General features: G+C 36.5%; 21 protein-coding genes. 4 read left to right on the forward strand and 17 right to left on the reverse strand.

Features of this window, described 5'->3' with window-relative positions; all coding sequences use genetic code 11:
• Positions 1–171: 171 nt before the first annotated feature.
• From BCR21_RS08860 to BCR21_RS08875, 4 genes are all read right to left on the reverse strand, one after another.
• Positions 172–2,544 (reverse strand): DNA translocase FtsK, encoded by a 2,373-nt coding sequence (locus BCR21_RS08860; RefSeq protein ID WP_069646110.1) that lies wholly within the window; start codon positions 2,542–2,544, stop codon positions 172–174.
• 111 nt (positions 2,545–2,655) lie between these two features.
• Entirely contained in the window at positions 2,656–4,032 is a 1,377-nt protein-coding gene (gene nhaC, locus BCR21_RS08865; protein ID WP_069646111.1) for a Na+/H+ antiporter NhaC, read from the reverse strand.
• Positions 4,033–4,363: 331 nt separating this feature from the next.
• Positions 4,364–5,575 carry an NAD(P)/FAD-dependent oxidoreductase gene (locus BCR21_RS08870; RefSeq protein WP_069646112.1) on the reverse strand — a complete coding sequence of 404 codons (1,212 nt, stop codon included), beginning with the start codon at positions 5,573–5,575 and terminating at the stop codon, positions 4,364–4,366.
• Between the two features lie 31 nt (positions 5,576–5,606).
• Positions 5,607–6,512: a prenyltransferase gene (locus BCR21_RS08875; RefSeq protein ID WP_069646113.1), complete on the reverse strand. Its 906-nt coding sequence runs from the start codon at positions 6,510–6,512 to the stop codon at positions 5,607–5,609.
• Positions 6,513–6,630: 118 nt separating this feature from the next.
• Here BCR21_RS08875 and BCR21_RS08880 point away from each other — a divergent pair, with 118 nt between their 5' ends.
• Positions 6,631–7,611: a polyprenyl synthetase family protein gene (locus BCR21_RS08880; RefSeq protein ID WP_069646114.1), complete on the forward strand. Its 981-nt coding sequence runs from the start codon at positions 6,631–6,633 to the stop codon at positions 7,609–7,611.
• Between the two features lie 94 nt (positions 7,612–7,705).
• On the opposite strand, the gene cydC is transcribed toward BCR21_RS08880, so the two are convergent.
• The 7 genes from cydC to BCR21_RS08915 form a co-directional block, all read right to left on the reverse strand.
• On the reverse strand, positions 7,706–9,466 hold the full coding sequence (cydC, locus tag BCR21_RS08885; protein WP_069646115.1) for a thiol reductant ABC exporter subunit CydC: 1,761 nt from the start codon (positions 9,464–9,466) through the stop codon (positions 7,706–7,708).
• A complete protein-coding gene (gene cydD, locus BCR21_RS08890) occupies positions 9,466–11,196 on the reverse strand; it encodes a thiol reductant ABC exporter subunit CydD (protein WP_069646116.1) in 1,731 nt (576 codons plus the stop codon). Before cydD ends, cydC begins: the two co-directional genes overlap by 1 nt.
• Positions 11,193–12,218 carry a cytochrome d ubiquinol oxidase subunit II gene (gene cydB, locus BCR21_RS08895; protein WP_069646117.1) on the reverse strand — a complete coding sequence of 342 codons (1,026 nt, stop codon included), beginning with the start codon at positions 12,216–12,218 and terminating at the stop codon, positions 11,193–11,195. The genes cydD and cydB overlap by 4 nt, the downstream gene beginning before the upstream one ends.
• The gene (locus BCR21_RS08900; RefSeq protein ID WP_069646118.1) at positions 12,215–13,633 is read right to left on the reverse strand and encodes a cytochrome ubiquinol oxidase subunit I; all 1,419 of its coding nucleotides are present in this window, start codon (positions 13,631–13,633) and stop codon (positions 12,215–12,217) included. The genes cydB and BCR21_RS08900 overlap by 4 nt, the downstream gene beginning before the upstream one ends.
• Positions 13,634–14,082: 449 nt before the next feature.
• Entirely contained in the window at positions 14,083–14,382 is a 300-nt protein-coding gene (locus BCR21_RS08905) for a nucleoside triphosphate pyrophosphohydrolase family protein (protein ID WP_069646119.1), read from the reverse strand.
• Between the two features lie 26 nt (positions 14,383–14,408).
• Positions 14,409–14,885, reverse strand: coding sequence for a nucleoside deaminase (locus BCR21_RS08910; RefSeq protein ID WP_069646120.1), 477 nt, complete (start codon positions 14,883–14,885; stop codon positions 14,409–14,411).
• 132 nt (positions 14,886–15,017) lie between these two features.
• On the reverse strand, positions 15,018–17,099 hold the full coding sequence (locus BCR21_RS08915; protein WP_069646121.1) for a DNA topoisomerase III: 2,082 nt from the start codon (positions 17,097–17,099) through the stop codon (positions 15,018–15,020).
• A gap of 187 nt (positions 17,100–17,286) precedes the next feature.
• Between BCR21_RS08915 and BCR21_RS08920 the strand changes: the two genes are divergently transcribed.
• Positions 17,287–18,000 (forward strand): DsbA family oxidoreductase, encoded by a 714-nt coding sequence (locus BCR21_RS08920; protein ID WP_084013280.1) that lies wholly within the window; start codon positions 17,287–17,289, stop codon positions 17,998–18,000.
• Between the two features lie 94 nt (positions 18,001–18,094).
• On the opposite strand, the gene BCR21_RS08925 is transcribed toward BCR21_RS08920, so the two are convergent.
• Positions 18,095–18,460: a DUF1033 family protein gene (locus BCR21_RS08925; protein WP_069646122.1), complete on the reverse strand. Its 366-nt coding sequence runs from the start codon at positions 18,458–18,460 to the stop codon at positions 18,095–18,097.
• A gap of 207 nt (positions 18,461–18,667) precedes the next feature.
• Between BCR21_RS08925 and BCR21_RS08930 the strand changes: the two genes are divergently transcribed.
• A complete protein-coding gene (locus BCR21_RS08930; RefSeq protein WP_069646123.1) occupies positions 18,668–19,060 on the forward strand; it encodes a hypothetical protein in 393 nt (130 codons plus the stop codon).
• Positions 19,061–19,085: 25 nt separating this feature from the next.
• Here BCR21_RS08930 and mnmA read toward each other — a convergent pair whose 3' ends face one another.
• From mnmA to BCR21_RS08955, 5 genes are all read right to left on the reverse strand, one after another.
• Entirely contained in the window at positions 19,086–20,210 is a 1,125-nt protein-coding gene (gene mnmA, locus BCR21_RS08935) for a tRNA 2-thiouridine(34) synthase MnmA (protein ID WP_069646124.1), read from the reverse strand.
• 200 nt (positions 20,211–20,410) lie between these two features.
• Entirely contained in the window at positions 20,411–20,752 is a 342-nt protein-coding gene (locus BCR21_RS08940) for a DUF1831 domain-containing protein (protein ID WP_069646125.1), read from the reverse strand.
• An 82-nt stretch (positions 20,753–20,834) separates the two neighbouring features.
• Complete coding sequence (locus tag BCR21_RS08945) at positions 20,835–21,980, reverse strand: cysteine desulfurase family protein (RefSeq protein WP_069646126.1); 1,146 nt, start codon at positions 21,978–21,980, stop codon at positions 20,835–20,837.
• A gap of 85 nt (positions 21,981–22,065) precedes the next feature.
• Positions 22,066–22,962, reverse strand: coding sequence for an EamA family transporter RarD (gene rarD / locus BCR21_RS08950; protein WP_069646127.1), 897 nt, complete (start codon positions 22,960–22,962; stop codon positions 22,066–22,068).
• Between the two features lie 130 nt (positions 22,963–23,092).
• A complete protein-coding gene (locus tag BCR21_RS08955; protein ID WP_069646128.1) occupies positions 23,093–24,058 on the reverse strand; it encodes a ribose-phosphate diphosphokinase in 966 nt (321 codons plus the stop codon).
• Positions 24,059–24,300: 242 nt separating this feature from the next.
• Here BCR21_RS08955 and BCR21_RS08960 point away from each other — a divergent pair, with 242 nt between their 5' ends.
• Positions 24,301–25,485 carry a serine hydrolase gene (locus BCR21_RS08960; RefSeq protein ID WP_069646129.1) on the forward strand — a complete coding sequence of 395 codons (1,185 nt, stop codon included), beginning with the start codon at positions 24,301–24,303 and terminating at the stop codon, positions 25,483–25,485.
• The last annotated feature ends 137 nt before the right edge of the window (positions 25,486–25,622 follow it).

The raw sequence follows: 25,622 nt of genomic DNA on the forward strand, positions 1-25,622 counted from the left end.
AATTCAACTTTCCATCTAATTATTCAATAGTATTTCATACATTATACCAAAGATTACATTTAGGGAAAACCTATTTGGAGAAGCTGCACAAATAAAGTATACGCAATTAGACAATCAATAAAAAAATGGAGCAAGCTTTCAAGCTTACTCCATTTCCTTTAGTCATTATTTTTACTCAGGGCCATGATCCATCGGCATATCTTCTGGTACAGGCTCAAGAAAGACTTTTCTTGGTTTACTCCCTTCAGATGGTCCAATTACACCATGAGCTTCTAATTCGTCGACTAAGCGTGCTGCACGATTATAACCGATTCTAAAGCGTCTTTGCAGCAAGGATATACTTGCTGTCTGCATTTCCACGACCAAGGATTTGGCTTCTTCATACAGTTCATCTTGTGACGCTTCGCTGCTGCCACCAGTTGTTTCTTCTTCCGTTGGCATCATACTTTCTTGATAATCTGCTTCTTGTTGTTCTGTTACAAAAGCAACGATTCGTTCGACCTCATGATCAGAAATAAAAGCGCCTTGCACTCGAATTGGTTTATTTTCACCCATCGGCAAGAACAACATGTCTCCTCGACCTAGAAGTTTTTCTGCGCCATTACTATCAATGATTGTCCGTGAATCAGTCCCACTGGATACGGCAAACGCCATTCTAGAAGGAACGTTCGCTTTGATGATCCCTGTGATAACATCCACACTTGGGCGTTGTGTTGCTAAAATCATATGGATTCCGGCTGCACGAGCCATTTGTGCTAAACGAATGATTGCATCCTCTACTTCATTGCTGGCAACCATCATCAAGTCGGCTAACTCATCAACGATCACCACAATAAATGGCAATATCGGACGATTTTCACCATCTTCTAAATTCTTTTGAATCACTAATTCATTATATCCCGAAATATTTCGAACCCCAGTGGCTGCAAATTTTTCATAACGGAATTCCATTTCCTGCACGACTTTTTGCAAAGCTTGAGCAGCTTTTCGTGGATTTGTTACGACTGGTGTCAATAGATGAGGAATCCCATTGTAGACATTCAACTCCACCATTTTTGGATCAATCATCATTAGTTTTACTTCATGCGGTTTTGCTCTCATTAAAAGACTTGAGATAATGCCATTGATTGCAACAGACTTCCCACTACCAGTTGAACCTGCGATCAGTAAGTGAGGCATTTTAGCTAAATCGGCGGATTGAACCATGCCTGAAATATCTCGTCCGAGCGGTACTTCCAATAATTTATCTGGGTGACTTGGTTGGGCCTCGATAATATCTCTAAATGAAACGGTACTTACAGTACTGTTCGGCACTTCGATCCCAATCAATGATTTGCCTGGAATTGGTGCTTCCATTCGCACATCTTTGGCTGCGAGCGCTAAGGCAATATCATCCGTCAAACTAACAATTTTACTTACTTTAACACCCACAGCTGGCTGAATTTCAAACTTTGTTACAGCAGGTCCAAGGCTTGCTTTGACAACTTTTGCATCCACACCAAAACTTTTGAATGTTTGTTCTAACACACCAATATTTTTTTCGATTTTTTGGTACTCACCACTTTGATCCGCAGATGGAATCGAATCTAATAAGGTTGATGGCGGCAACTCGTAATCTCGATCTTCTGCTTCCTCTGAAATTTCAAAATCCAATTCGCCGCCTTCATCCATTTCAGGTTCAGCAACTACTTTTTGCTGTACAGGTTGCGCTTCAGCCTGGCTTTGGAAACTATCGATTGGAACCAGCGTTAACTGTTCAGGCTCCTGCAATTCTTTTTCTTCTTGTTCCCATGCTTCTTGCGCTAATTTTTCACCTGGCGTCATTTCTCTCACATCATTTTTCAGACGTTCCTGAGCTCGTTTCTCCATTTCGGCCTGTTTAGCCGCACGTTTTTCTGCTCGCTTAGCTTCTTTTTCAGCTTGACGCTCTCCGCTTCTAGCAGTTAAAGTACTAAGCTTTTCCCGAATGATCTGTAACCCACTCATCACTTGCTGAAAATCGAGCATACTCATCAAAAATACACCGATCAAAATCAGCAATCCAGCAATCAAGTAGCTACCAAACTGCGCAACTAAAAAGAAAGTTAAACTGTAAAGTCCTGCTCCAATCATTCCGCCACCGACATTTTGCGCTACAGTGCTTGCTTTTAGATCCATTCTAAGAAATTCCCACGTAGTACCAATGATATCTGGTGTTTGCGTGCCGACATTACGAAACATGTAAGCTTGTAGAAATAGCAAAATACCCAAGTAAACAAAGACTCCGCCAATTATCGGTCGACTCTTTTTGATTGGAAATTCTTTACCAAATATAACTAAAGAAAGTCCATAAAGCATAAGTAAAATAGCTGCTACTGGAAATGTATTTCCTATACCCACACGTAACCCATTGGCGATCAAGGTGCCAAGAAATCCTAATTTTAAGAGTCCAAATAATCCGAAGAAGATAAAAAAGATACCAAGAAAAATGAAATTAAGATGTTCTTGCTGCTGTTGCTGTTTTTTTGTCTTTTTCTTTTTTGTACTTTTCCTTTTTTGTGCCATGTAACATCCCTCTTTTCAATCAGTATCCATTATACCTAAAAAACGAGCCGAACAAAAGTACCCCCATTGTTTCTCTTAAAATTTTAATGATTTTAAATCGAAATCTCTGTATTAACTGACTTGTTGCTTATGAATACCAATCCCTGTGATACCAGAAAGTATCGATAAAATCGGACATAGTAAAATAAAGAAACTAAACGGTGCGTATTCCAATGTAGAGACTTGTAATGTACTTGCCATAAATACACCACTCACGCCCCATGGAATCAGTGAATTCAGTACCGTCCCCGAATCTTCTAAAGCCCTAGAAAGAACTTCTGGGGCAAGCCCTGCTTTATCATAACTTTCCTTAAATGCCCGTCCAGGAAGAATAATGGATAAATACTGTTCTCCAATCATCAAATTAGCCAACGCACCACTAAACACCGTTGCAGTAACTAAACTACCTGTTGATTTTAGTTTTTTAGCAAGCGGCGCCATTAAGACCGTGATCACGTCCATCTTCATAAGCAAGCCACCTAAAGATAAAGTTAACAGAATCAATGAGACTGACCACATCATACTTTGGATACCACCTCTAGTCAACAAGGCATCGATTTGCTCCATTCCTGTCTCAGATACAAAGCCATTTTCTAAAATCGTACTTAATTGTTTTAAATCAATATTTTGGGTCTGAATCATGTACATGACACTGGAAAGCAAAATCGTGACTAATAATGAAGCAATTGCCGGAACACGTTTGATCGAGCATAAAACAAGTAACAAAATCGGCAGAACTGCCCACCAACTGATGGCAAAATTGGCTTGTAACACATCTAAAAACTGTTTTGTTTCTAAATCAGTCTGTCCAATTTTCGTTTGAAAGCCAATAACTGCATAAAGGATAAACGAAATAACAAAAGCTGGAACCGTCGTCCACATCATATTTCTAATATGTTTAAACAAATCAGCTCCCGCAACAGCCGAAGCTAAATTCGTGGTATCTGAAAGAGGTGACATCTTGTCTCCAAATACAGCACCTGAAATGATTGCTCCTGCTAAGATAGCAGAGTTGAATCCCATTGAAATACCCATGCCCATTAACGCCAAACCAATTGTCGAAACCGTTGTAAAGGCACTTCCAATCGAAATTCCAACAACGGCACAACTAACAAACGCAGAAGGCAAAAAGATACTCGTACTGATAACCGAAAATCCTGCGTACATCATCGTTGGAATGACACCACTTGCGATCCAAACTGCGATCAAAGCTCCGATTAAAATGAAGATAATCATAGGAATAATCCCAGTTTCCACACCTTCTATGATTCCTTCATGGATTTTATCCCATGAAGCGCCTCGCCATTTACTCCAGCCAATCAATAAACCTAGTGCACATAATACGGGAAAAATCGGACTCATACCGACACCGATCACACAAATACTGATAATCAATAATAATAACAAAAATATAAATAATGCTTCTTTTACACTTAATTCTTTCTTCATTTATGTTCCTCATTTTTCTTATAAATTAATTTTTGAAAACAAAAAAATCCCTGACAATCAGAAATAGACTGTCAGGGACGAATAAACGTCAGAAACAAAAATTTTATTTTGTCTCATACGCATAAATACACGCGGTACCACCCATAGTTGAAATTATAAATAATTTCCACTCAAAAAGACGCTAACGGATCTCACCCGAATAGAACATTTCGCTCCAGATTTGTAATTCAAGTAGTTATTTTGGTCAACTTCCATCTACCGTTGACTTTCTGTCATTTCAAAACAACTCTCTACTGTGAATCCTTCCCAGCTCTTGTTTGTATTTTTATTTTTAACGGTAAAAATCAAAGCGGCCTTTAGCCAACATTTCTTTGATCCCGCCTGTTTCAAATAACGAACGATCCATGATCACTTTTTTGATAACAGAAGCTGGATATCCTTTAACTTCCATTTTTCCAACTTCACCAAAGGCATGACTGTTACCGATAGAAGCAACTGAACCTAATGATTTAAAGCTAAACTCTTTCGTTGGTTCCCCTTTTAATTGGGCTTTGATATTCTTCCCAGCATGTTCACCCATTTTAAGTGAAATTTGTGCAGTCGTTGGATATGGACGATTAGACTCTTTATCCATCACAGCAGAACAATCACCAATGATATAAACGTTACTATGATCTGCATCTGTTAAATCAGGTTTGACCATCACACGGCCGCGTTTAGCTGCAAATCCAGAATCTCCAACAACGTGACTTCCACTAACACCCGTTGTCCAGATGATTGTTTTAGCGTTCAATTCATTTAATTCGTTTGTTTCTTGATTATCTAAATAAACAACGGTATCTTGTTTAATTTCTTTGATCGGTTTTCCAACTAAGAAATTAACACCCCATTTTTTCAAATGGTCGATGCCATAGCCGCCAAGTTTTTCACTGAACATTGGTAATAAACGAGTGACAGCTTCAACACAGTATAATTGAATTTTATCAGGTTCAACACCAGCGATTTCAGCTAGTTTTTTCTTTCCTTCATGTAAAGAACCTAATAATTCAATTCCTGTAAAACCAGCACCGCAGACAACGATTTTTAAGCAATTTTCGTCTTTGGTTTCTTTATAAGCTTCCATTTGCTCTGTTAGATGTTGATACACTTTTTCTGATGTTGGAATATCGACCATTTTTAATGAGAACTCTTCAACACCAGGTATGCCGAACGATTCTGACTCGTACCCTAATGCGACGATCAAATAATCATAAGAAATCGCTTCTTGATCTTTCAAATGAACCAGTTGGTTTTCACTATCGATTTTTTCCACTCTGCCTTGTACAAAAGTCGTACATGCTGATTTTACCACATCTTTGATTGGATACGTGATTCTTTCTGATGTTTGGATACCTGCTGCAACCTCGTGGATATCGGTTGCTTCAAAGTGGTAATCATTTTGATCGACCAATGTGATTTTTAGATCATTGGTGCCTTTTTGTAATTCATGTAGCGCTCTTAAACCGGCATAGCCAGCGCCTAAAATAACGACGTGCTTACTCATTTTAAAAATCCCCTCTTAACCTTTTTATTTATTATTTAAGCCACAATCCTATGGCAAAAAATACAACTTGTACAAGTGCTCCGACTGCCAAAATTCTCACGGCGCAAATAAATGTCTTTGTTTTGACCTGTTCGTTTAAAAATAGCTTTGTTTGTTTCCAAATAAAGGGCAAAACGAGTAACGTCAATAACATCGTAAGTGGCGTTAAACCTAAAACAACGCTCAACACGATCGATGCAAATGCAATCACGATCAATCCCACAAACAAACCAATCGATGCTTTCTTCCCTAAATAATGCACTAAGGTAAAGCGATGATTCATTTCATCTTCTTCTAAATCACAAATATTATTTGCTAACATTAAATTAGCGATCAAACAAGTATTAGGCAATGACACTAAAAAGATACTGCCAATATTACTCATTGTCCACTGAAAAGAATCAAATGTATTGATATAGACACAAATCAACATGATCATAAAGCCCATTGTAAATCCTGAAAAGAATTCACCCAAAGGCAAGCTTGATAATGGTTTAGGTCCAGATGAATAAAAGATTCCGATCAGGTAGCAATAAAGTCCCAGCCATAACAAAGGCCAGCCGACAACCATAGACAGACCAATCCCCATCAAGGCAGAAATTGCCACCATCCAAATGATCCAGCGGCGAATCATCGGCAAGGATAGATTTTCCCGCCCGATAATATTCGTTTTCTCTTTGTAATCATGCCCTTCTTTGGCATGATGGTAATCATTATAGTTATCTAAAATATCAACAGCCATATTAAAAATAAACATCGCAATAAAATAAATAAGAACATATCCTAAATGTAAACTTCCATAATGGTACCAACTAAAACAAATCCCTAAGAGAAAGGGTAAAACACTGGCTGTCTTTGCTTTTAGTTCAACTAATTCAAAAAAAACTTCTCTATTCAAATTATACTCTTCTCTCCTTATAATATTTAGTTTTATGCTCACAGAATAATTTGCTTGTATTTCTTTACCAACATCGTATACAATCAATAGTATTGAATTACTGAAAGGAATATTGGTTATGAATGATTTTTGGAAAGAATTTCCTATTATCCAACAACAATTAAATGAAACTTGTGAACTGATCAAACATCAAGTTAAAATACGAAACAAAGAAATTGAAGCAGCTCTGATCGAACTAACCTATTCAGGCGGAAAATTACTACGCCCTGCCTTCTTTTTTTTATTTGCTCAAATCGGTGATGAACAAAAACAAGACCATAAACAACTAATCAAAATCGCCGCTTCGATCGAAATCCTACACATGGCAACATTGATACATGATGACATCATCGATGACTCACCACTGCGTAGAGGAGCCGTTACAATCCAATCCCGCTATGGTAAAGATATTGCTGTTTACACAGGGGATTTATTATTTACTGAATTTTTTGAATTACTTGCTGAAACGATGAATGGTTCTGATTTTCTACATACAAACGCTTCTGCGATGAAACGGTTACTACTTGGTGAATTAGATCAAATGCATACACGCTATAAAAAAGATATGACTATTTCTGATTACCTACGCAGCGTCAACGGAAAAACAGCCGAATTATTCTCTTTAAGCTGTCTGGAAGGTGCTCATTTTGGTTGTGCTAGTCTAGAAGTACAACGCTTAGCAAAACGAATTGGTCGGCATATCGGCATTGCGTTTCAAGTTTATGATGACATCTTAGACTATACAGCAGATGTAAAAACCTTGAAAAAACCCGTTTTAGAGGATCTAGCACAAGGAGTCTACACGTTACCCTTGATTTTAGCAATGCAAAAAGCGCCAGAACGCTTTGCTGTTTATTTAAAAAAAGGTGCTGCTATCACAGACATACAGGCTACTGAAACAGCAAAACTCGTTCACGAGCTAGACGGAGTTAATGATGCTAAAGCATTTGCGAAACGTGTCACTGAAAAAGCATTGACCGATATCGAAAAATTACCCGATTGTTTAGGTAAAGAACAACTAACTTTACTAACAGAATTATTACTGCAGCGGTCATTCTGATTCCTTACTAAGCTTTTAAAAGTTTGAGGCAAAGCTCATAGAGTTTTGCCTCATCTTTTTATTTTATTCGTAAATAAGCACTTTCGTCAACCAATCAATTCTTGTTCATGCCTCGATCAATTGCATACAATTGTTGATAATGAAGATTTGTTGCTAACAATTCTTGTGGTGAACCACTCATTTCCAATTGCCCATCTTCAATGAATATCACTCGATCCATCATATGAACACCTTGAAGATGATGAGTGATCCAAATAATAGTTTTATCTTTTAATGTGTCAAAAAATGTATCTAATAATTGTTGCTCAGTAATAGGATCCAGACCCGTCGTTGGTTCGTCTAGTAGTACAACTGGTGTATCTTGAAGTAAAATCCGAGCCAATGCCAAACGATGACGTTCACCGCCAGAAAAACGCAAACCAGCTTCATCTACCATTGTTAGTAATCCTTCAGGTAACCCGTCGATCATTTCCTTTAGACCAACCTTATCCAACACTTGCCAAACTTCTTCTTCTGAGGCTTCTTCTCGTCCAATTCGGACATTATTTAAAATCGTTGTTCTGAAAAGATAAGGTGCTTGGTGAATCACACCGATTGATTTTGTGATTTGATCGCCAAACTCAGCCGTTTTAATTCCACCTAATGTAATCGTTCCTTTATCAGGCTGTAAATCTCCACGGATCAACGTTGCCAGGGTACTTTTACCTGAACCACTACGTCCTAAAATAGCCAATTTTTCTTTTGAATGAATGGTCAAATTCAAGTCTTCTAAAACAAGCTTTGATGTTCCTTCATAAGAAAATGATATATCACTAATTTTGATTTCTGTATCTGTGATCGTTAGATCTTTCGACACAATGTTTACCTCTTCTGGTTCAGGTAAGTCGTTCAAACGTTTGATTGAATCTTTATAGATATTTGTTTCTTGCGCTGCATCAGGCAGTGGCGCAAAAGCATCAATCAACGGGAATACCGTCAACGTAAATGCAGCGATCCAATTAGCTGCGCCGCCATGATTGCCTGGAAAACGAACACTCGTCCAAGCTAAAATTGCGACAGTGATCACACCAAATGCAACCTGTAAAACAAAATCACGAAAACGATTAAAACGTTTAATTTGTTCATCTAACTGACGAAGTTTTGCCTCTTCCGCTTCATAAGAATGAACAAATTCTTGACCACGTTGGCTGAATACCCAATCAGAAACACCTAAAATATTATCTGTCAGTGTTTTATATAATTCATTTTTAGAAACTTTTTGTTTTTCTTGTCTAGCACCATTCACTAAAACTGAGATCAAAGGCAATAGAAAAATCACGACCCCTAACATCACTAACATACACAAACCAAACCACCATGAAAACAAACCCAGTCCAATAATAATAAAGATATATAACAACCAAGCGATCACTGTTGGGAAAATTGTGCGTAAATATAAATTCTGCAAGTGATTGATATCTTCAGACAACAAGCCTAAAATATCACCTGTTTGGTATTTTGATTTAAAGAAAATCGCATCTTTCTCTAAAACCATATAAAGCTTCAAACGTAAGTCAGACGTCATTTTAAGGACCCAGTTATGACTGACTAAACGCTCGATATAACGAAAAACTGGACGACTGATCCCAAAGGCACGTGTTAATACGATTGGAATATAAATCATCAAAATATTTTCTGGAAGTGACGCTGCTCGGCTAATTAAATAACCTGAATTAAACATTAATGCGCCTGCACTAAAGAAGGTCAAAAAGCCTAAAACCAAAGCTAGATACAATAAACCTTTATACTTTTTCAAGAATGGTTTGACCCATTGATCTTTTTCGTATAATTCTTTATTTGTTGGGGTATTTTCCATTATTCTGTCCCCCTCATTTGATTCACTAATTTCACATAGTAACCATTTTTCTCAGTCAATTCAGCTAGCGTTCCCGCTTCAACCAGCTGCCCTTTATCCATCACTAAAATATAATCCATTTCCGCCATCCAATGTAATCGATGAGTGGCAAAAAAGACAAGATGGTCTTCCATCAAAGGCAACATTCTTTCCTTTAATTCCACTTCCGTTTCGATATCTAAGTGAGCGGTTGGTTCATCAAACAATAGAATGCGACGTGTTTTGTCTAGAAAAGCTCTAGCAAGCGCTACACGCTGTGCTTGTCCGCCACTTAACATTCTCCCACTTTCGCCGATCACCGTGTTTAAACCGTCTGTAAGCTCTGTTACAAGCGTTTCTAATCCGACTAATTGAACTGCGGCTAACACTTGCTCATCTGTCGCATCTGGCGTGTAAAAACGGACATTGTTCGCTAAGGTATCTTGGAAAATATAAGGTGCTTGCGGAATATAAAGTACTTGCTTCTGCCATTCTCTTTGCAGAAAATGCGGAATCACTTGTCCATCGACTTCGATTTTTGTCGTTTCAGCATCTGGTTCTAAAAAACCGCTCAATACATTGATCAAGGTTGATTTACCCGAGCCGCTAGCGCCGATGATCCCAATTTTTTGATACCCTTTTGCTACAAAATCCAAGTTTTTTAAAGCGGGTTGTGTTGCTTCTTCATATTGGAATGTCAAATGATCAGCTGATAATTCACTCAACGCTGTCCAATCCCCTAAAGTAAGACGATCCGTTTCAGTCATTTCTGGTAAATCCAAGACAGCTTGAATTGCTTGAAATGAATTTTTCCCATCCAGCGTCGCATGGTAATCACTAGCAAAATCACGAACTGGTAAGAAGAACTCCGGTGCTAAAATCAACGTCGTCAAAGCTGGAAATAGTAGAATTCCGCCTTCCAACAAACTCAATCCTAAAAACACCGCCACAACAGCTACAGACAATGTTGTAAAAAAATCCAAAGCAAACGTTGATAGAATCGCGATCTTCAGTGTACTCATCGTCGCTTCTCTAAACCGTTCACTGGTATTATAAATACTACCTGCGTATTTTTTACTCAAGCCAAACAACTTCAACGTATCTAATCCTCGTAATGAATCTATAAAGTGATTAGATAAGATCTGAAAAGCTTTATATTGTTTATCCGCTTTACTTTGCGCCGCATATCCTAAAATAATCATAAAAATAATGATCATAGGAAACACAACCAATAAAACGATCCCTGAACGAATATCTAAGGTAAACACAAAAATCAAAATGATCCACGGAATGATCATCATATTCATGATTTTCATCAAGATCAAATGCAGATAATTCTCTGCCTGGCTGATTCCTTCAAGTGCCATTGTGATCATATTTCCCGTACCATTTTTTTGAACCACAGTTGGTCCAAGTCGAAACACTTTTTGTAACAAGGCTTCTCTTAATTCACGAGAGCGATCATAACTAAAGGTATCTAACATTTTCTCACGAAGATACGTGATCACATGTCTGCCAGTATAAAACAAAAAGAACACCAAAATATTCAACAGCTGGTCGTTTAACTGACCACCTTCCCATAACCCAACAACGGCTTTAGATAAATAAAATGCTTGTCCTATAATAAATACTGCTTGCAGGAAAGAAAAACCTGCAAGCAAGATCATGATATTTTTGATTTTCGGCATTTTTAAGATGGCTTTATCGATCATCCTTCATACCCCACAGCTGCAATAGCTGGATGTTTGATACGTTTTCTAAAGACATAATAAGACCAACCTGTATAGGCTAATACAAAGGGTAAAATCGTTAATGATAACCATGTCATAGTTTTCAATGTATAAGGAGAACTTGAAGCATCTTTGATCAAGATGTCATAATACCCTTCACTACCAACCATCACACGTGGGAATAAACCACTGAATAATAAAGCAACTAAAAGAATCAATGTTAAGCCACTAGCAAGAAAAGCCAACATTTCTTTTTTCTTAAAGACACTTACATTAGCAACGACTGTTAATGCAACGATTCCTATTACTAATAATAACGTCAAGACGAAATGATTATCAAAGAAATCTGTTTTAAAGTACAACAATGCTGCAAACACAACTAAGCCAACATATAAAATCCAATAGAAGAATGACGCATAATTACGCGCACGTTCTCTGACTGGTCCTTCTGTTTTAAGTGCAATGTAGTTCAATCCATGCAAGTAGCACAATAATGCTAAAGCAACGCCACCTACAACAGAAAATACATTGAAGTAGTCAGTAAATGAAGCCATCATATTCCCATCAACATCAAGCGGCATTCCTTGAACCAAATCAATGAATAAAACCCCAAAGAAAAATGGCACGATAAAACTACCAATTGATAATGTCCAGTTCCACATTCTGCGTCGTTTACCATCCGGCATACGATGACGGAATTCAAATGACACACCACGAATGATCAAACCAACTAAAATAATAAACAAAATCAAGTAAAATCCGCTAAATAATGAAGCATACCAGTATGGAAAAGAAGCAAACATCGCCCCACCTGCTGTTAATAACCATACTTCATTACCATCCCAAACCGGTCCAATCGTTTGGATGATCTGTTCTTTTTCTTCTTCATCGTGCGCTAATGTTTGAACCGACATCCCTACGCCAAAGTCAAAACCTTCTAAGAAGAAGAAGCCTGAGAATAAAATACCAATCAGTACAAACCAAAGTAATTGTAACGTACTCATTCGCCAAAGACCTCCTTATCAAATGGATCTACATCAGTAGAGTTCGCCTCTGCTAATTTCTTTTCTTCATAATCTGGTCCTTTTTTAAGTTCTACTGTGATCAAGTAAACCATCACTGAACCTAGACCTGCAAAAAGAATAAAGTAAATAATGTTCGATGTTAATAGTGAAGCCACTGATACGTTTGGTGAGACACTATCTTCGATCGTAAATAGACCATAAACAGTCCAAGGATAACGACCAAGTTCAGTGATCAACCACCCCGTTGTATTTGCTAAGAATGGTGCAAACGTACATAAAGCCACAATCCAAACCATCCAGCGTTTTTCATAAAGAGAAGGTTTTTTCTTACGACTAAAGAATAATCCTAAAGCTGAAACTAATAGCATCAATGCACCAAATCCAGCCATGACTCTAAAGCTCCAGAATAATGTGTTGACTGGTGGATAATAATTTTTATCATCCCCATATTCTTCTTTCAAACGTTCATTCACAGTATCCATTCCATCAACGGAACCAGATAAACTATTATAAGAAAGAATACTTAGCATATAAGGAATTTGAATCCCAAATACTTGTTTGTGTTGGGCTTCATCTGCCCAAGCAATCAATGTCCAAGCAGCCGGATCACCTGAATCTTCGTAATCCCCTTCCATTGCTGCAAATTTCATTGGTTGATCATTGATCAAAGCTTTCATTTGTAAGTCACCTGTAAATAAAACAGAAAGTGAACCAAATAAAGCAATCCATAAACCAATGCGCATAGATGTTTTGTGGAAATTCATATCACGTTTTTTCAAAATTTGGAACGCAGCAAGACCTGCAACGATCATTCCGCCCATCACAATTGCACCAGACAGAACATGGGTAAACTCATACCAAACTTTTGGATTCCCAATTACTGCCCCAAAGTCAATTAACTCTGCACGGCCATTGTTTAATGTATACCCAACTGGATGTTGCATAAAGCTGTTTGCAGCTAAAATCCAGAAAGCAGACATCATTGACCCAAAGAATACCAACCAAATAAATGTTAAATGCAGTTTAGAATTTACTTTGTCCCAAGTAAAAATCCATAAACCTAAGAATGTTGATTCTAAAAAGAATGCAAGTAACGCTTCAATCGCAAGTGGAGCACCAAAGATATCTCCGACAAAACGAGAATAATCTGACCAGTTCATCCCGAACTGGAATTCTTGAATAATTCCTGTTACAACTCCGACTGCAAAACTTAATAGAAAAATGTTGCCCCAAAACTTCGCCATTTTGCGATAACGTTCATCTTTTTTTACAACATACATCGTTTCCATGACTGCGACTACAAGTGCTAATCCTATTGAAAACGGTACGAAGAAGTAATGAAAGACTGTCGTCATTGCAAATTGGAATCTTGCTAATGTTACAATATCAAACATCAATAATCCCCCTTGTTTTTACGGTCTCCACAAAAAGAAAGAAGCTGATTTCATTCAAAATAATTATTCATTTAATACCGTTGGTTGGAACAGTCCAAATGAATCAAAACCCAGAATAAAATAAACCTAAATACAATATGTGTGTGGAAACTCTTTTTATTAAATTTAGAATGATTCCAATTTAGAGTATACTCCTTTTATTGCAAATTACAAATGTTTCTGCCCTTTTTTCATTAAAATATTCCTTTGTTCTTGGGGAAAGATAAGAAAAGAGCCTTTGGATGTTAGAATATGAAAAAAACAATTCGGATGAAGTGATTTCCCTCAGCTTAGAAATTAACAGTATATAGAATAATAATTATTTTAAACTTTAAAAGTTACTTCCCCTCAACAATCACATCTAACCTTTATAATTTGCACCTAACATAAAATCAAAGTAAAAAAAATTGTTATTCTAACAGCCCTTTCCCCTTCGAATAATCCATATATTTATAAACTTTATCAATTTTATTTTTCTTTACCTGAGTTATTTTCTCTTGAGTAAATCCTTCGATTATTCCTTGCTTCTGCATTTCTTCAATCATCGCAGTCAATTGATAAAATTCCGTCAACATTTGTTCTTCATTTGTTTCATCTGCTCTAGATGGATGATGATCGTCAAACCCAAATCTAATTGCTTTTGATAGTGCTTGCTGGATTTCTGCACATTCCTCCATCGCAACTAGAGTTAGATACTCATTTTTTCTCATTTTGATGTTCCTTTCTCTTCTTGTCGTTATTTTTGAAAGTAATCGACATAAACTGGAACTGCCTCTTCTTTTAACACACCTTTAGCAACTTCAGGTCTATTTGGGCTTTTAGCAAAAATTTCTTCACTCCCAATCATAATATTAAACCCTGCAATCTCAGCTAATTCATCATGTGATAAACTGAAAACCATTCTACCTAAACTACTCCAGACCATCGCTCCTGCGCACATACAACAAGGTTCACAACTTGTATAAAGTGTGTATTCAGATAAATCCGATAATTTTTGGCTAGAACAAAAATCACGAATAATTCCTAATTCGGCATGATAGGTGGGATCACTTTCTGTATGAATCTGATTTTCACCAGTCAATACAACGTTATTTGCTTTTACGAGTAATGCACCAAACGGTTCGTTCCCATGTTTTGCAGCATCTTTGGCTAGTTCTAGTGCTTGTTTCATGAATTTGGCATCCAGTTTTTCTTGTTCAGTCTTCATTGTCATAGTTTATACACTCTTTTCTGAATGTTATTTTTGTCTAAATTATACCATGAAATCAAACGGTCTCATGATTGCTAACAAATTAAAAACACCAATTACCAAATTTCTTGATAACTAGTGTTTCTAATTAGAAAATCAATCTTGTTTCATTGCTGCTTTCAAAGCTTGTGCTAGTGCACTTTCTTCTGGTTCTTCTTTTTGTGAATATTTCTTCATTAACTTACGTTCTTCATGTTTCGTAAGCTTTTTGTTGCGTTCTTTTTTATCTTGCATTTTTTCTGTGATCGAGCAGTATTTACATTTGAAATAAGCCCCATTTTTTCCATCAATGATTTCCATTTTACGATGACATTGCGAACAACGGTGGTTGGAAACTTTAGGATCTTTTCTACGGCGATAGCTACAATCTTGGTTGGAACAGATATAGATTTTCCCGTCTTTGGTATTCTTCTCACGTAAGTTTGAGCCACATTCTGGGCATTTCTTTTGTGTGATTGAAAAATCCTGGTATTTGCTTTCGCTTTGTTTGATCTCGTTGACTAATTTTTTCGTATCTTGCTCGATTTCTTTTAGGAAAACAGTGCTGCTTTGTTTGCCCTTGGCGATTGCTTCTAGAGTTTTTTCCCATTTTTCTGTTAGCTCAGGGGTCACTAAAGATGGATTGACCAATTCAAGTAATTGCTTGCCTTTTGGTGAAACATTAAGCCCATTGGTATTCCGTTCCATCAACTCTGATTTGATCAGTTTTTCAATGATTTCCGCACGCGTTGCCGGAGTACCTAAGCTGTGTTTTTCCATCAATCCTAACAAAGTTCCTTCGGTCAATGGTTTTGGTGGTGCGGTTAACTCTTTATTGATAGTGAAATTCGGTGGAATCACCATACCTAATTTCCAGTCGACAGATGGAATAACCTCTTCTTTTTCTTGTTTCCAGCCGGCAACTTCAACTTTACTTTGCCGGAACATAAATTGCTCTTTACCAAAGCTTACCGTTACTTTTGTTTGTTTTGTACGATGGGATTCGGCAAACATCCCTAAGAAACGAGTCACGATCATGTTATAGATTTTTTGTTCATCGCCACTTAACTTCTCATAACGTGGGCGTTGTTCAGTCGGAATCAACGCATGGTGATCTGTCACTTTTTCGTTTTGAAATACTTTAGTCAGTTTAACTTGACCGCCGTTTTTGATATACGTTTTGACTTCTGGCGCAAAATCGCTAATTGCCTGCAATCGTTCTTTCATCGTTGCTTTCATATCTGTAGTCAAATATTTGCTATCCGTTCTGGGATAGGTCACGATTTTATGAAATTCGTAGAGACTTTGAACAAGTGAAAGGGTCTTCTTCGCTGAAAATTGATAACGCTGGTTGGCTTCTCTTTGAATTTCAGTTAGGTCATACGGTAAGGGTGCTTGTTCTGTTTTCGTCTTTTCTTGGATATCGGTTACTTTGCCTTTACCTTCGCTTAGTTTTTTCACAAAAGCTTCTACCTCATTGCGTTCTTTAAAGGCATATGGGTTGCTTTGAACCAGTTTAGCTTTTTCTTTTTGAACTTGAAGCTCAACTGAGAAGTACGTTTGCGGTCTAAAACCTTCGATTTTCTTTTCTTGTTGACGGACTAAGGATAATGTCGGTGTTTGTACACGTCCAGCGGATAAGCTGTCTTGATATTTCACTGTTAATGCTCTAGTCACGTTTAATCCGACTAACCAGTCTGCTTTGGCGCGAGCTAATGCTGAATAATATAAATTATCATATTCTTTAGCTGGTCTTAATTTTTTAAACCCGTCTTTGATTGCTTTGTCTGTTTGAGAAGAGATCCATAGGCGCTTGACTGGTTTATTAAAATGAACATATTCCAGAATCCAGCGGGCAACGAGTTCTCCTTCACGTCCTGCATCTGTTGCAATGACCGCTTCGGTAACATCTTTGCGGTTCGCTAATTGTTTGATCGCTTTTAATTGATGTCCTGTTTTGGGTAATGGTTTGATCCCTAGATTTTTTGGCACCATTGGTAAAGTTTCCATTTGCCAAGATTGCCATTCTTTGTTGATATCTTCTGGCATTTTTAAACCTAGTAGGTGTCCTAATGCCCAAGTCACGATCACATTTGGACCTTCATAATAACTTTTATTTTTTTGATTTGCACCTAGCACTTTACTTAAATCTTTGGCAACACTAGGTTTTTCAGCAATAATCAGTTGTTTGTTTGCCATTTCGTTCACTCACCTTCTTCATTTCTTATGTAAATTGAATTAATTTCAAAAATGTCAATACGTTGATTTTACCACACTCTGCTTATTCTTTTCGCCTCTTCTTTAAGCTTTTTAATTGAAATGTAAATAGAAGAACCTTATACTTACTAATTGTAAGTATAAAAATAATGATTATCAAGGAGAAACTATGATTACAATTGAATTTTTTCACGACGTTATCTGCAGTTTTTGTTTTCCCATGTCGTATAGAATGAGACAAGTCCAAGAAGAAATGCCTGAAATAAAGATCATTCACCGTTCTTTTGCTTTAGCTAGAGATTCACAAGCTCACGAGCAGATGTTTGGATCAAGAGAAAATGCCAAGAACGAAATTTTATCTCATTGGGTTCACGCCAATCAAAATGATGATCTTCACCGCTTTAATATTGAAGGAATGAGAGAAGCTGATTTTCTTTTTCCAACATCTATGAATGGTTTACTTGCTGCCAAAGCCGCGGGCATCGTAGGAGGCGAATCCGGTTACTGGGCGATCTTTGATGCTTTGCAAACAGGATTATTTGTAGAGAGTCAAAATATTGATGACCCTGCTGTGATTGAAGCAATTGTTAAAGATAGTTCGATCGATTTTGAAAAATGGCAGCAAGCCTTCCTTGATCCGGCTACTTTAACGTTAGTTGAAGACGACTTTCGTTTGGCAAATGCTTATCAGCTTACAGGTGTCCCAGCACTGATTGTTAATGGAAAATATTTAATCAATGGTGCACAACCTATGGATCAAATTATCCAAGCGATTCAGACTATCAAGGAAAAAGAAACACCCATAATTGAAGTAATCGAAAATAGTGATGCTGAAAATGGGACTTGCGATATGATAGATGGAAAATGGATTTGCAAGGATTAAGGTCCAACTCTATTTATTTTTTTAAATAATTAAAAGTCAAAAGAATAAGGCACGTATCCGTGAACTTGTTCTCTTGACTTTTTCTCTGATTTCTCTAAACTATACTCGATTTACAGCATTTCGGTTTTGCACAATCATTATGGCGTTCATGAAAATCGTCACCACTTTCAAACGTCACTGCTTGTAAATCCTTCAACAAAGCTAATCCTTTATATTGTTGAAGATCCTCATCACATTCCTCACACCAGCGTTCATCCCCTTCGTTCCAGAAGGCCGCTAAATAATTAACTTTTGTATTTATGTATTCATATGTTGAGGAAAGTTCTTGCCATTTTTTTATGTAGTAACGTTCTGCATCTTCTAAACAGTTAAATGTTTTATTTTCTTCAATATCTTCCTGCCAGTCTTCAAAAAACCACCAAGGCTCATTATCGCCGTACATGATAACAACTTGATACATTGATCAATCACTCCAATTCTTTCTACAAGAGCTATTCTAGTCACTTACAGTAAAACTTTCAACTTAAGTGCTTGTGAATTAGTTTTACTTTACCACATTTTAATTTTACCATACGTTGAATCAGTTAGAAGTATAAACTTTATTTTATTGCGCATAAAACGGACTTTTGCTAAACTATGGGATGAATAGAAAGGAATGTTGCTTCATATGAAAAAACCTGTATTTTGGAACTCAATTGCAATTTATTTACTTTTATATAATAATATTTTACTTATCATTTCGCTGATCATAGCGTTAAAATCTGTGGTTGAAGGAAATGGCACTTTTGGATCAGATGTTTGGTATCAGATTTTTGTTTTTCTTGTTTATATTATTGTAGTCGCTGGATTAATGACAGGTGGTAAAAAAGGATACATTATCTCCTTACTCTTTATCCCATTCATTTTTTTAATGTATTTTTATCCACCAATAATGGTCAATATGTTTCCTAAAATGATGATGTTGGCTTTTCGTTTGGTTGAGTTTGTTTCGATGGTTTATCTGGTTATTTCACCAGAATCTAGAGCTTATTTTCGTAACTGTAATCAAAAAAACGAGTAGGAATTTATCCTACTCGTTTTTTTGATTAGATATATTGTAATACTTTTTCTTCTTGATACGCTCGATCAATCAAACCACCGCCAAGACATTCCATGCCATCATAAAAAACAACTGCTTGCCCTGGAGTAATTGCTCGAATAGGTTCAGAAAAAATTACTTTTGCAGTCGTTCCATCACCAGTTAAAATGACTTTGACCGGTACATCTTGTTGACGATAACGAAATTTTGCTGTACATTCAAATTCTTTAGGCATTTTTGTATCAACAGTAAAATGGATTTCACTGGCATCCAAATGTGTAGCATATAATCGTTCATGATAGAACCCTTGTCCAACATATAATGTATTTGTCGCTAAATCTTTTCCTACCACAAACCAAGGTTCTTGCGATCCTTTGCCGCCACCAATTCCCAAGCCTTGGCGTTGACCAATGGTATAATACATTAATCCATCATGTTGCCCTTTGATTTCTCCATCTAAAGTTACCATGTCCCCTTTGTTAGCAGGTAAATAGTTACTTAAAAATTGCTTGAAGTTCTTTTCTCCAATAAAACAGATTCCTGTTGAATCTTTTTTCTTAGCAGTTGCTAAATCAGCACGTTCAGCAATCGCCCGAACTTCTGATTTTTCCATACCACCTAAAGGAAACATTGTTTTTGCTAATTGAGCTTGAGATAATTGACTCAAGAAATAGGTTTGATCTTTATTATTATCGACACCACGTAACATACGTACGCTTCCGTCTTCTTTCCGCTCTACTTGAGCATAATGTCCAGTTGCGACATAGTCTGCTCCTAGTTGCATTGCGTAATCCAAAAATGCTTTGAATTTGATTTCTTTATTACACATTACATCAGGGTTCGGTGTGCGGCCTAGACGATATTCTGAAAGAAAATATTCAAATACTCGATCCCAATATTCCTTCTCAAAATTTACCGAATAATAAGGAATGCCAATTTGATCTGCAACTTTAGCCACATCTTTGTAGTCTTCGGTAGCAGTACATACACCATTTTCATCCGTGTCATCCCAGTTTTTCATAAAGATACCCACGACATCATAGCCTTGCTCTTTTAAAAGCAACGCTGTAACAGAAGAATCTACACCTCCGCTCATGCCAACAACGACACGAGTTTTACTGTTATCTGTCATTTGATCACCATCATTTCAAATTAGATTCTGAATGCATCTACGATTTGAAGGTCGTAACTTTTCAGTGATACTTATTATACTAGTATTTCATAAGAAGTAAAGGCATTAAGAGACAACAACCTCCTTCTTAGCATAATTTTTCTTTATTTTGACTATAAAAAAAGACTCGATCTTTTTCGATCTTGTCTTATTTTCAATGATTATGCTTTTTCTAAAACATCACGGCTGATCATACCATCCATCAAGAAATAAAACTTTTCTTGACTCATTGCATGAGATTCGCTTTTAAAGATGTTCATTGATTTCAATCCGTTAGCAGTTGTAACAGACATTTTCAGTGTTTTCAAATCTTCAGCAATCGTAATTTTTAATTTAAAGCCTTCTTTACTTTGGGGTGTTGCATCTAATGGACGGATCAACTGGAAATTCCCTGAATTCGTTTCAGTGAAGCCATTATCTTTCAATGTGTATTTTTTTGCTTGTTCGTTTACCTTGTAAAATACCGTACAACCTTCTACTGTTGCTTTTTCTTTAAATGCCATTTTTCCACCTCTTTATTTATTGTCTCTTTTATTATAATTGGTACGCTTTCTTTTTACTAGTTATAATCCTGTTTTTCTTAAATTACTGCTTAATTTTTTTGATTGTTTCGATTAATATTGCTACGAATCGTTGAATTTGTTCCTCATCATTCCCCAAACCAAAGCTGATTCTCACAGAGTCTTTGATTGCAGGATGGTTCTTGCCATACATCGCTTGTAAAACATGGGAAGGTTCTACTGTTCCAGCAGTACAAGCTGAACCTGTTGATATCGCAACGCCTTTGAGATCTAAATGCATCAATAACAAGTCGCTTGCGACGCCTAGAAACCGTAAATTTAAAATATGAGCTAACTTATTTTCTGGATTGCCATTGATTTGATAATCGATTTGAGCTTTATCTAATTGTGTTAAAATAATCCGTTCAAAATCAGCGTATTTTTCATGTCGCTGTTCTTTTTCGCTATCATTTAAAAGCTCAACCGCTTTGCCCATCCCTGCAATACCCGCTAAATTTTCGGTTCCTGCCCGACGTTTTTCTTCCTGCTCTCCACCATGTAAAAATGAAGGCAATGAAATAGCGTCATTTTTAAATAAAAAGCCCACACCTTTTGGTCCATTGATTTTATGAGCAGAAATACTTAGTAAATCGATTCCAAATTCATGAGGTGAAATCCGTTCAGAACCATACGCTTGTACAGCATCTGTATGAAAAATGGCTGGATGTGATTCTAGCAATGTTCCGATTTCTTTGATTGGTAGTAAATTACCGATTTCATTATTACCATACATCACAGAAACCAATGTCGTATCTTCTCGTAAAGCATTTTCAAGATCTGTAATTGCCAATTTTCCTTGCTTATCAACCGGAAGATAAGTTACTTCAAAACCTAATCCTTCCAAATACTTCATTGTTTCCAAAACAGCTGGATGTTCGATTGCAGTTGTGATCAGGTGCATTCCTTGATCTTTTCTAGAAAGTGCCGTTTCGATGATTGCTGTATTATCCCCTTCAGTGCCACCACTATTGAAGATGATTTCATGCGATTTCACTTTAAGGCTAGCTGCGATCACTTGGCGAATATCTTCTAATGTACGATGTGCTTTTCTACCAAATGTATGGATACTAGACGGATTACCAAACGTATTGGCCAATTCACTGGCCATTATCTCAATAACTGCTGGATGCGCAGGTGTTGTTGCCGCGTGATCTAAATAAATTGGTTCCACTGAACTCGTCCTTTCTGAATCATTTTAATTGGGACTATTCTAACATACCTAGCACTGTTCCTCAAAGATTGATTCTTAAACTTATTTACTTGGCAAACCGTTTTTCCTTGCGATACGTATAAATATTGCCATACGTAAAGACTGCTATGCCTGCCCAAATAAAACCAAATGCGATAAATTGATCTGCTGAATAAGGCTCATGATATAAAAATAGTGCTGATAACAACATTAATGTTGGTCCTACATATTGAATGAATCCTAGAATAATATAAGGAATTTGTTTTGCTGCTTGTGCAAAAAGTAATAGCGGAATCGCTGTAACGATACCTGCTCCCATCAACAATAAATTAGTGGATACTTCATAATTCATAAATCCTTGTCGTGAAAAGAATACTAGATAAATTAAAGCAACAGGCAAAATAACAAACGTCTCAATCGTCAAACCAGTATACGAACTTACTTTTACGCCTTTTTTGATCAACCCATAAAAGCTGAATGTAACAGCCATAACCAGTGGTGCATAAGGAATTTCTCCTGTTTGGATTGTTAATAAAAGAACCCCTGTTAAGGCCAATCCGCATGCAATCACCCCTGAACGACTTAATTTTTCTTTTAAAATCAAGGTTGCCAATAACACATTCACCAACGGGTTCATATAATAACCTAAACTTGCTTGCGTAACGTGCCCCTGACTAACTGTATAAATAAAGGTAAACCAGTTGACTGAAATCAAAATAGCAGCGCAAATAATAGCAAATAATTTTTTCTTATCTTGTAAAACAGTTTTAACTTCCTCTAAAAATAATGACCATTTTCTAGTAGCCAAAATGTAGATGATCATAAATAAAAATGACCAGACGATTCGATAACATAAGATATCCAGCGGATCGACTGTAGGTAATAACTTCCAGTAAATTGGGATGATTCCCCAAAATACATACGCTATAAATCCAAATAAAACACCTTTTTTCTGTTCTTTCACATGCCTAGCTCCATTCTTTTATTGATACTATCTTTCACGAATCCTTTTTTATTCGCTTAAATTAAATGATAAAAAGAAGTTCAGTCTAAAACAATAGCTGAACTTCTTTCTTGATTTAAACCAATCGTTATTATTTCTCTTCTAAACGAAATAGCGGACTCATTGGTGTATTTTCATGGATTCGTTTGACAGCCTCACCCATCAGCTCAGCACAAGAAACGATATTCAATACATCTGGTTTTCGGTCTTCAGAAATGAATACAGAATCTGTCACACAAATTTGTTCGATTGGAGATGCATCTAAAATCTTTTTAGCTCCTTTAGATAGCAACCCGTGAGAAGCACAAGCATAAATAGATTTTGCCCCATTTTCTTTTAAAATTTCAGCAGCCGTTGCCATCGTACTACCGGAGTTTAAAATATCATCAACTAAAATACATGTCTTACCTGTAACTTCTCCGATAACGTAACCTGAACGAACACCATCAACCTCATCTTGATCAATGATTGCGAGTGTTGCATCTAAATATTCAGATAAACTTCTGGCACGTTGTACACCACTGTTTTTAGGTGAAACGACAACAATGTCTTCGCCTGTCAAGCGCTGCTCCCGATAATTATGAGCAAATAACGGCATCGTGAATAGATTATCTACTGGAATATCAAAGAATCCTTGTACTTGAACTGTATGTAAATCCAATGTCAATACACGCGTTGCGCCTGCTTCTTCCAATAAATTGGCGACTAATTTTGCTGTGATCGGTTCTCTTGGTTTAGCTGTCCGATCTTGTCTAGCATACCCGTAATAAGGTAACACCACATTGATTGTTTTAGCGCTTGCTCGTTTTAATGCATCAATCATAATCAATAATTCCATTAAATTGTCATTTACTGGAAGGTTGGTCGACTGAACAAGAAAAACATGGTCCCCGCGAATACTCTCTTCAATATTGATTTGAATCTCTCCATCACTAAATTGGCGCACCGTACTTTTTCCCAGTTCAGTCCCGACAACTTCAGCAATTTTTTCTGCTAAAGGGCGATTGGCATTCAAACTAAAGATTCGTAATGTTTTATCCTTGTATTTTTGGGTCATGATTTCCTCCGTGAACTAGATATTTTTCTTTTCTTATAGTTAAAAACTTCAATTTCTATTCTAACATTGATTCCTAAAAAAATCATGAATCTTTTTCTTTTTTGCGACAAAGATTTGAACTTTTAGCGACTTTTAGGCGAAGAAAATTTGTACTTACAAAACTGTTCGTAAAATCGTATACGATCGTCTTGTTTTTCTATACGATATGAGTAAAATAAGGACTAATCGGAGGTGCTCAATCCATGCATCAAAAAAGACACCATAAAAAAAGCAATCCCTTGGTTCCTCTTACAGTTGTATTCATTCTGATGATTCTTGTGGGGCTAGAAATATATCTTTTATTTTTTAATAATAATACTGCCCTTCTTTCTCAAAAACACGAAAAAAATTCTACAGTTAGAACAGGCCAACAGACCACTAAACTCACCAATGACGCTCAACAAGTGAAAAATTTTAATCAAGAGGTTCAACCCACTTCAAATTTAGCGAAACAATTGAATCAAAAGCTAGAAGATGGGCAATTTATTGGCACTGCTTTAATGATTAAAAACGGACAGATCATTCTTCAAAAAGGCTTTGGCTATGCAAATTTCGAAAAAAAACAACCGAATACCTACCAATCTCTTTTTCAGATTGGTTCAATTCAAAAATCTATGACAGCAACTCTCATTTTACAACAAGTTCAATCCGGAAAACTTTCGCTAGATGAGACCTTAGAACGCTTTTATCCAAACATTCAGGACAGTCAGGAAATCACCATTAGGCAATTACTTTCAATGTGTTCTGGTTTATACCAAAAAAGTAAACCTGAAACTATGATGACTGATGAGGCTTTCCTCCAATATGGGATTTCTAATGCGATCATGGGTACTTATGGCAAATTTAGATACGATGCGACTAATTACTATCTCTTAGTAGGTATCTTAGAACAATTAACAGGTACTTCATACCATACATTGTTCAATCAAACATTCATTCAAAAGCTGCAATTATCACATACTTGTTTTTACAACGATTTCTTGCATTCAAATGAACGTACTTTTCCTTACGAAAAAAAGGAAGACAACAATTATAAAACTAAAGTTGCAGATAAACCAATACTATTTAATCGAGAAATTGGCACAGGCAGCATTGGTATGACTGTCGGTGATTTATATCTATTTTTCTCCCATTTTTTATCAGGAAGTATGATCAATAAAAATACATTTGACTCGTTTTGGACGCCAAAGACACTAGAGAAATTTGCTGGTGGTATTTATATGTATCAAGACTACATTCGGGCTCATGGGGTCGAAGAAGGGTTTGAAACAAATAGTTATATTTCAAAAGATAAACAAAACGCTGTCATCTTATTTACAAACCAATATCCTAAAAATCAATCTTATACTCTTCTAGGGAAAGAAGTGTTTGATTTATTAGTGACTTAATTAAAATAGAACGAGCTAAACTAATTATCTAGAAAACAAACCAATGTTTTCTAGATAATTAGTTTTTTTAGGCTAACCTAAAAAATGGATTGATTTTAATTCAAGTTTATCTTATACTAATTTTATGGCAAACCTAA

Origin of the sequence: Enterococcus ureasiticus (assembly GCF_001730285.1) — a bacterium.
GTDB classification, from domain to species: Bacteria; Bacillota; Bacilli; order Lactobacillales; family Enterococcaceae; genus Enterococcus_L; species Enterococcus_L ureasiticus.

Bases quoted from the DNA above. Each gene is read 5' to 3' on its own strand.
- BCR21_RS08925 (WP_069646122.1), bottom strand. From the start codon at position 18,460: ATGTATCAAGTTGTTATCATGTACGGCGATAATGAGCCTTGGTGGTTT.
- BCR21_RS08960 (WP_069646129.1), top strand. From the start codon at position 24,301: ATGCATCAAAAAAGACACCATAAAAAAAGCAATCCCTTGGTTCCTCTT.
- mnmA (WP_069646124.1), bottom strand. From the start codon at position 20,210: ATGACAGATAACAGTAAAACTCGTGTCGTTGTTGGCATGAGCGGAGGT.
- BCR21_RS08955 (WP_069646128.1), bottom strand. From the start codon at position 24,058: ATGACCCAAAAATACAAGGATAAAACATTACGAATCTTTAGTTTGAAT.
- BCR21_RS08910 (WP_069646120.1), bottom strand. From the start codon at position 14,885: ATGACAATGAAGACTGAACAAGAAAAACTGGATGCCAAATTCATGAAA.
- BCR21_RS08920 (WP_084013280.1), top strand. From the start codon at position 17,287: ATGATTACAATTGAATTTTTTCACGACGTTATCTGCAGTTTTTGTTTT.
- BCR21_RS08915 (WP_069646121.1), bottom strand. From the start codon at position 17,099: ATGGCAAACAAACAACTGATTATTGCTGAAAAACCTAGTGTTGCCAAA.
- BCR21_RS08940 (WP_069646125.1), bottom strand. From the start codon at position 20,752: ATGGCATTTAAAGAAAAAGCAACAGTAGAAGGTTGTACGGTATTTTAC.
- BCR21_RS08900 (WP_069646118.1), bottom strand. From the start codon at position 13,633: ATGTTTGATATTGTAACATTAGCAAGATTCCAATTTGCAATGACGACA.
- BCR21_RS08930 (WP_069646123.1), top strand. From the start codon at position 18,668: ATGAAAAAACCTGTATTTTGGAACTCAATTGCAATTTATTTACTTTTA.
- cydB (WP_069646117.1), bottom strand. From the start codon at position 12,218: ATGAGTACGTTACAATTACTTTGGTTTGTACTGATTGGTATTTTATTC.
- cydD (WP_069646116.1), bottom strand. From the start codon at position 11,196: ATGATCGATAAAGCCATCTTAAAAATGCCGAAAATCAAAAATATCATG.
- BCR21_RS08860 (WP_069646110.1), bottom strand. From the start codon at position 2,544: ATGGCACAAAAAAGGAAAAGTACAAAAAAGAAAAAGACAAAAAAACAG.
- BCR21_RS08870 (WP_069646112.1), bottom strand. From the start codon at position 5,575: ATGAGTAAGCACGTCGTTATTTTAGGCGCTGGCTATGCCGGTTTAAGA.
- nhaC (WP_069646111.1), bottom strand. From the start codon at position 4,032: ATGAAGAAAGAATTAAGTGTAAAAGAAGCATTATTTATATTTTTGTTA.
- BCR21_RS08905 (WP_069646119.1), bottom strand. From the start codon at position 14,382: ATGAGAAAAAATGAGTATCTAACTCTAGTTGCGATGGAGGAATGTGCA.
- cydC (WP_069646115.1), bottom strand. From the start codon at position 9,466: ATGGAAAATACCCCAACAAATAAAGAATTATACGAAAAAGATCAATGG.
- BCR21_RS08880 (WP_069646114.1), top strand. From the start codon at position 6,631: ATGAATGATTTTTGGAAAGAATTTCCTATTATCCAACAACAATTAAAT.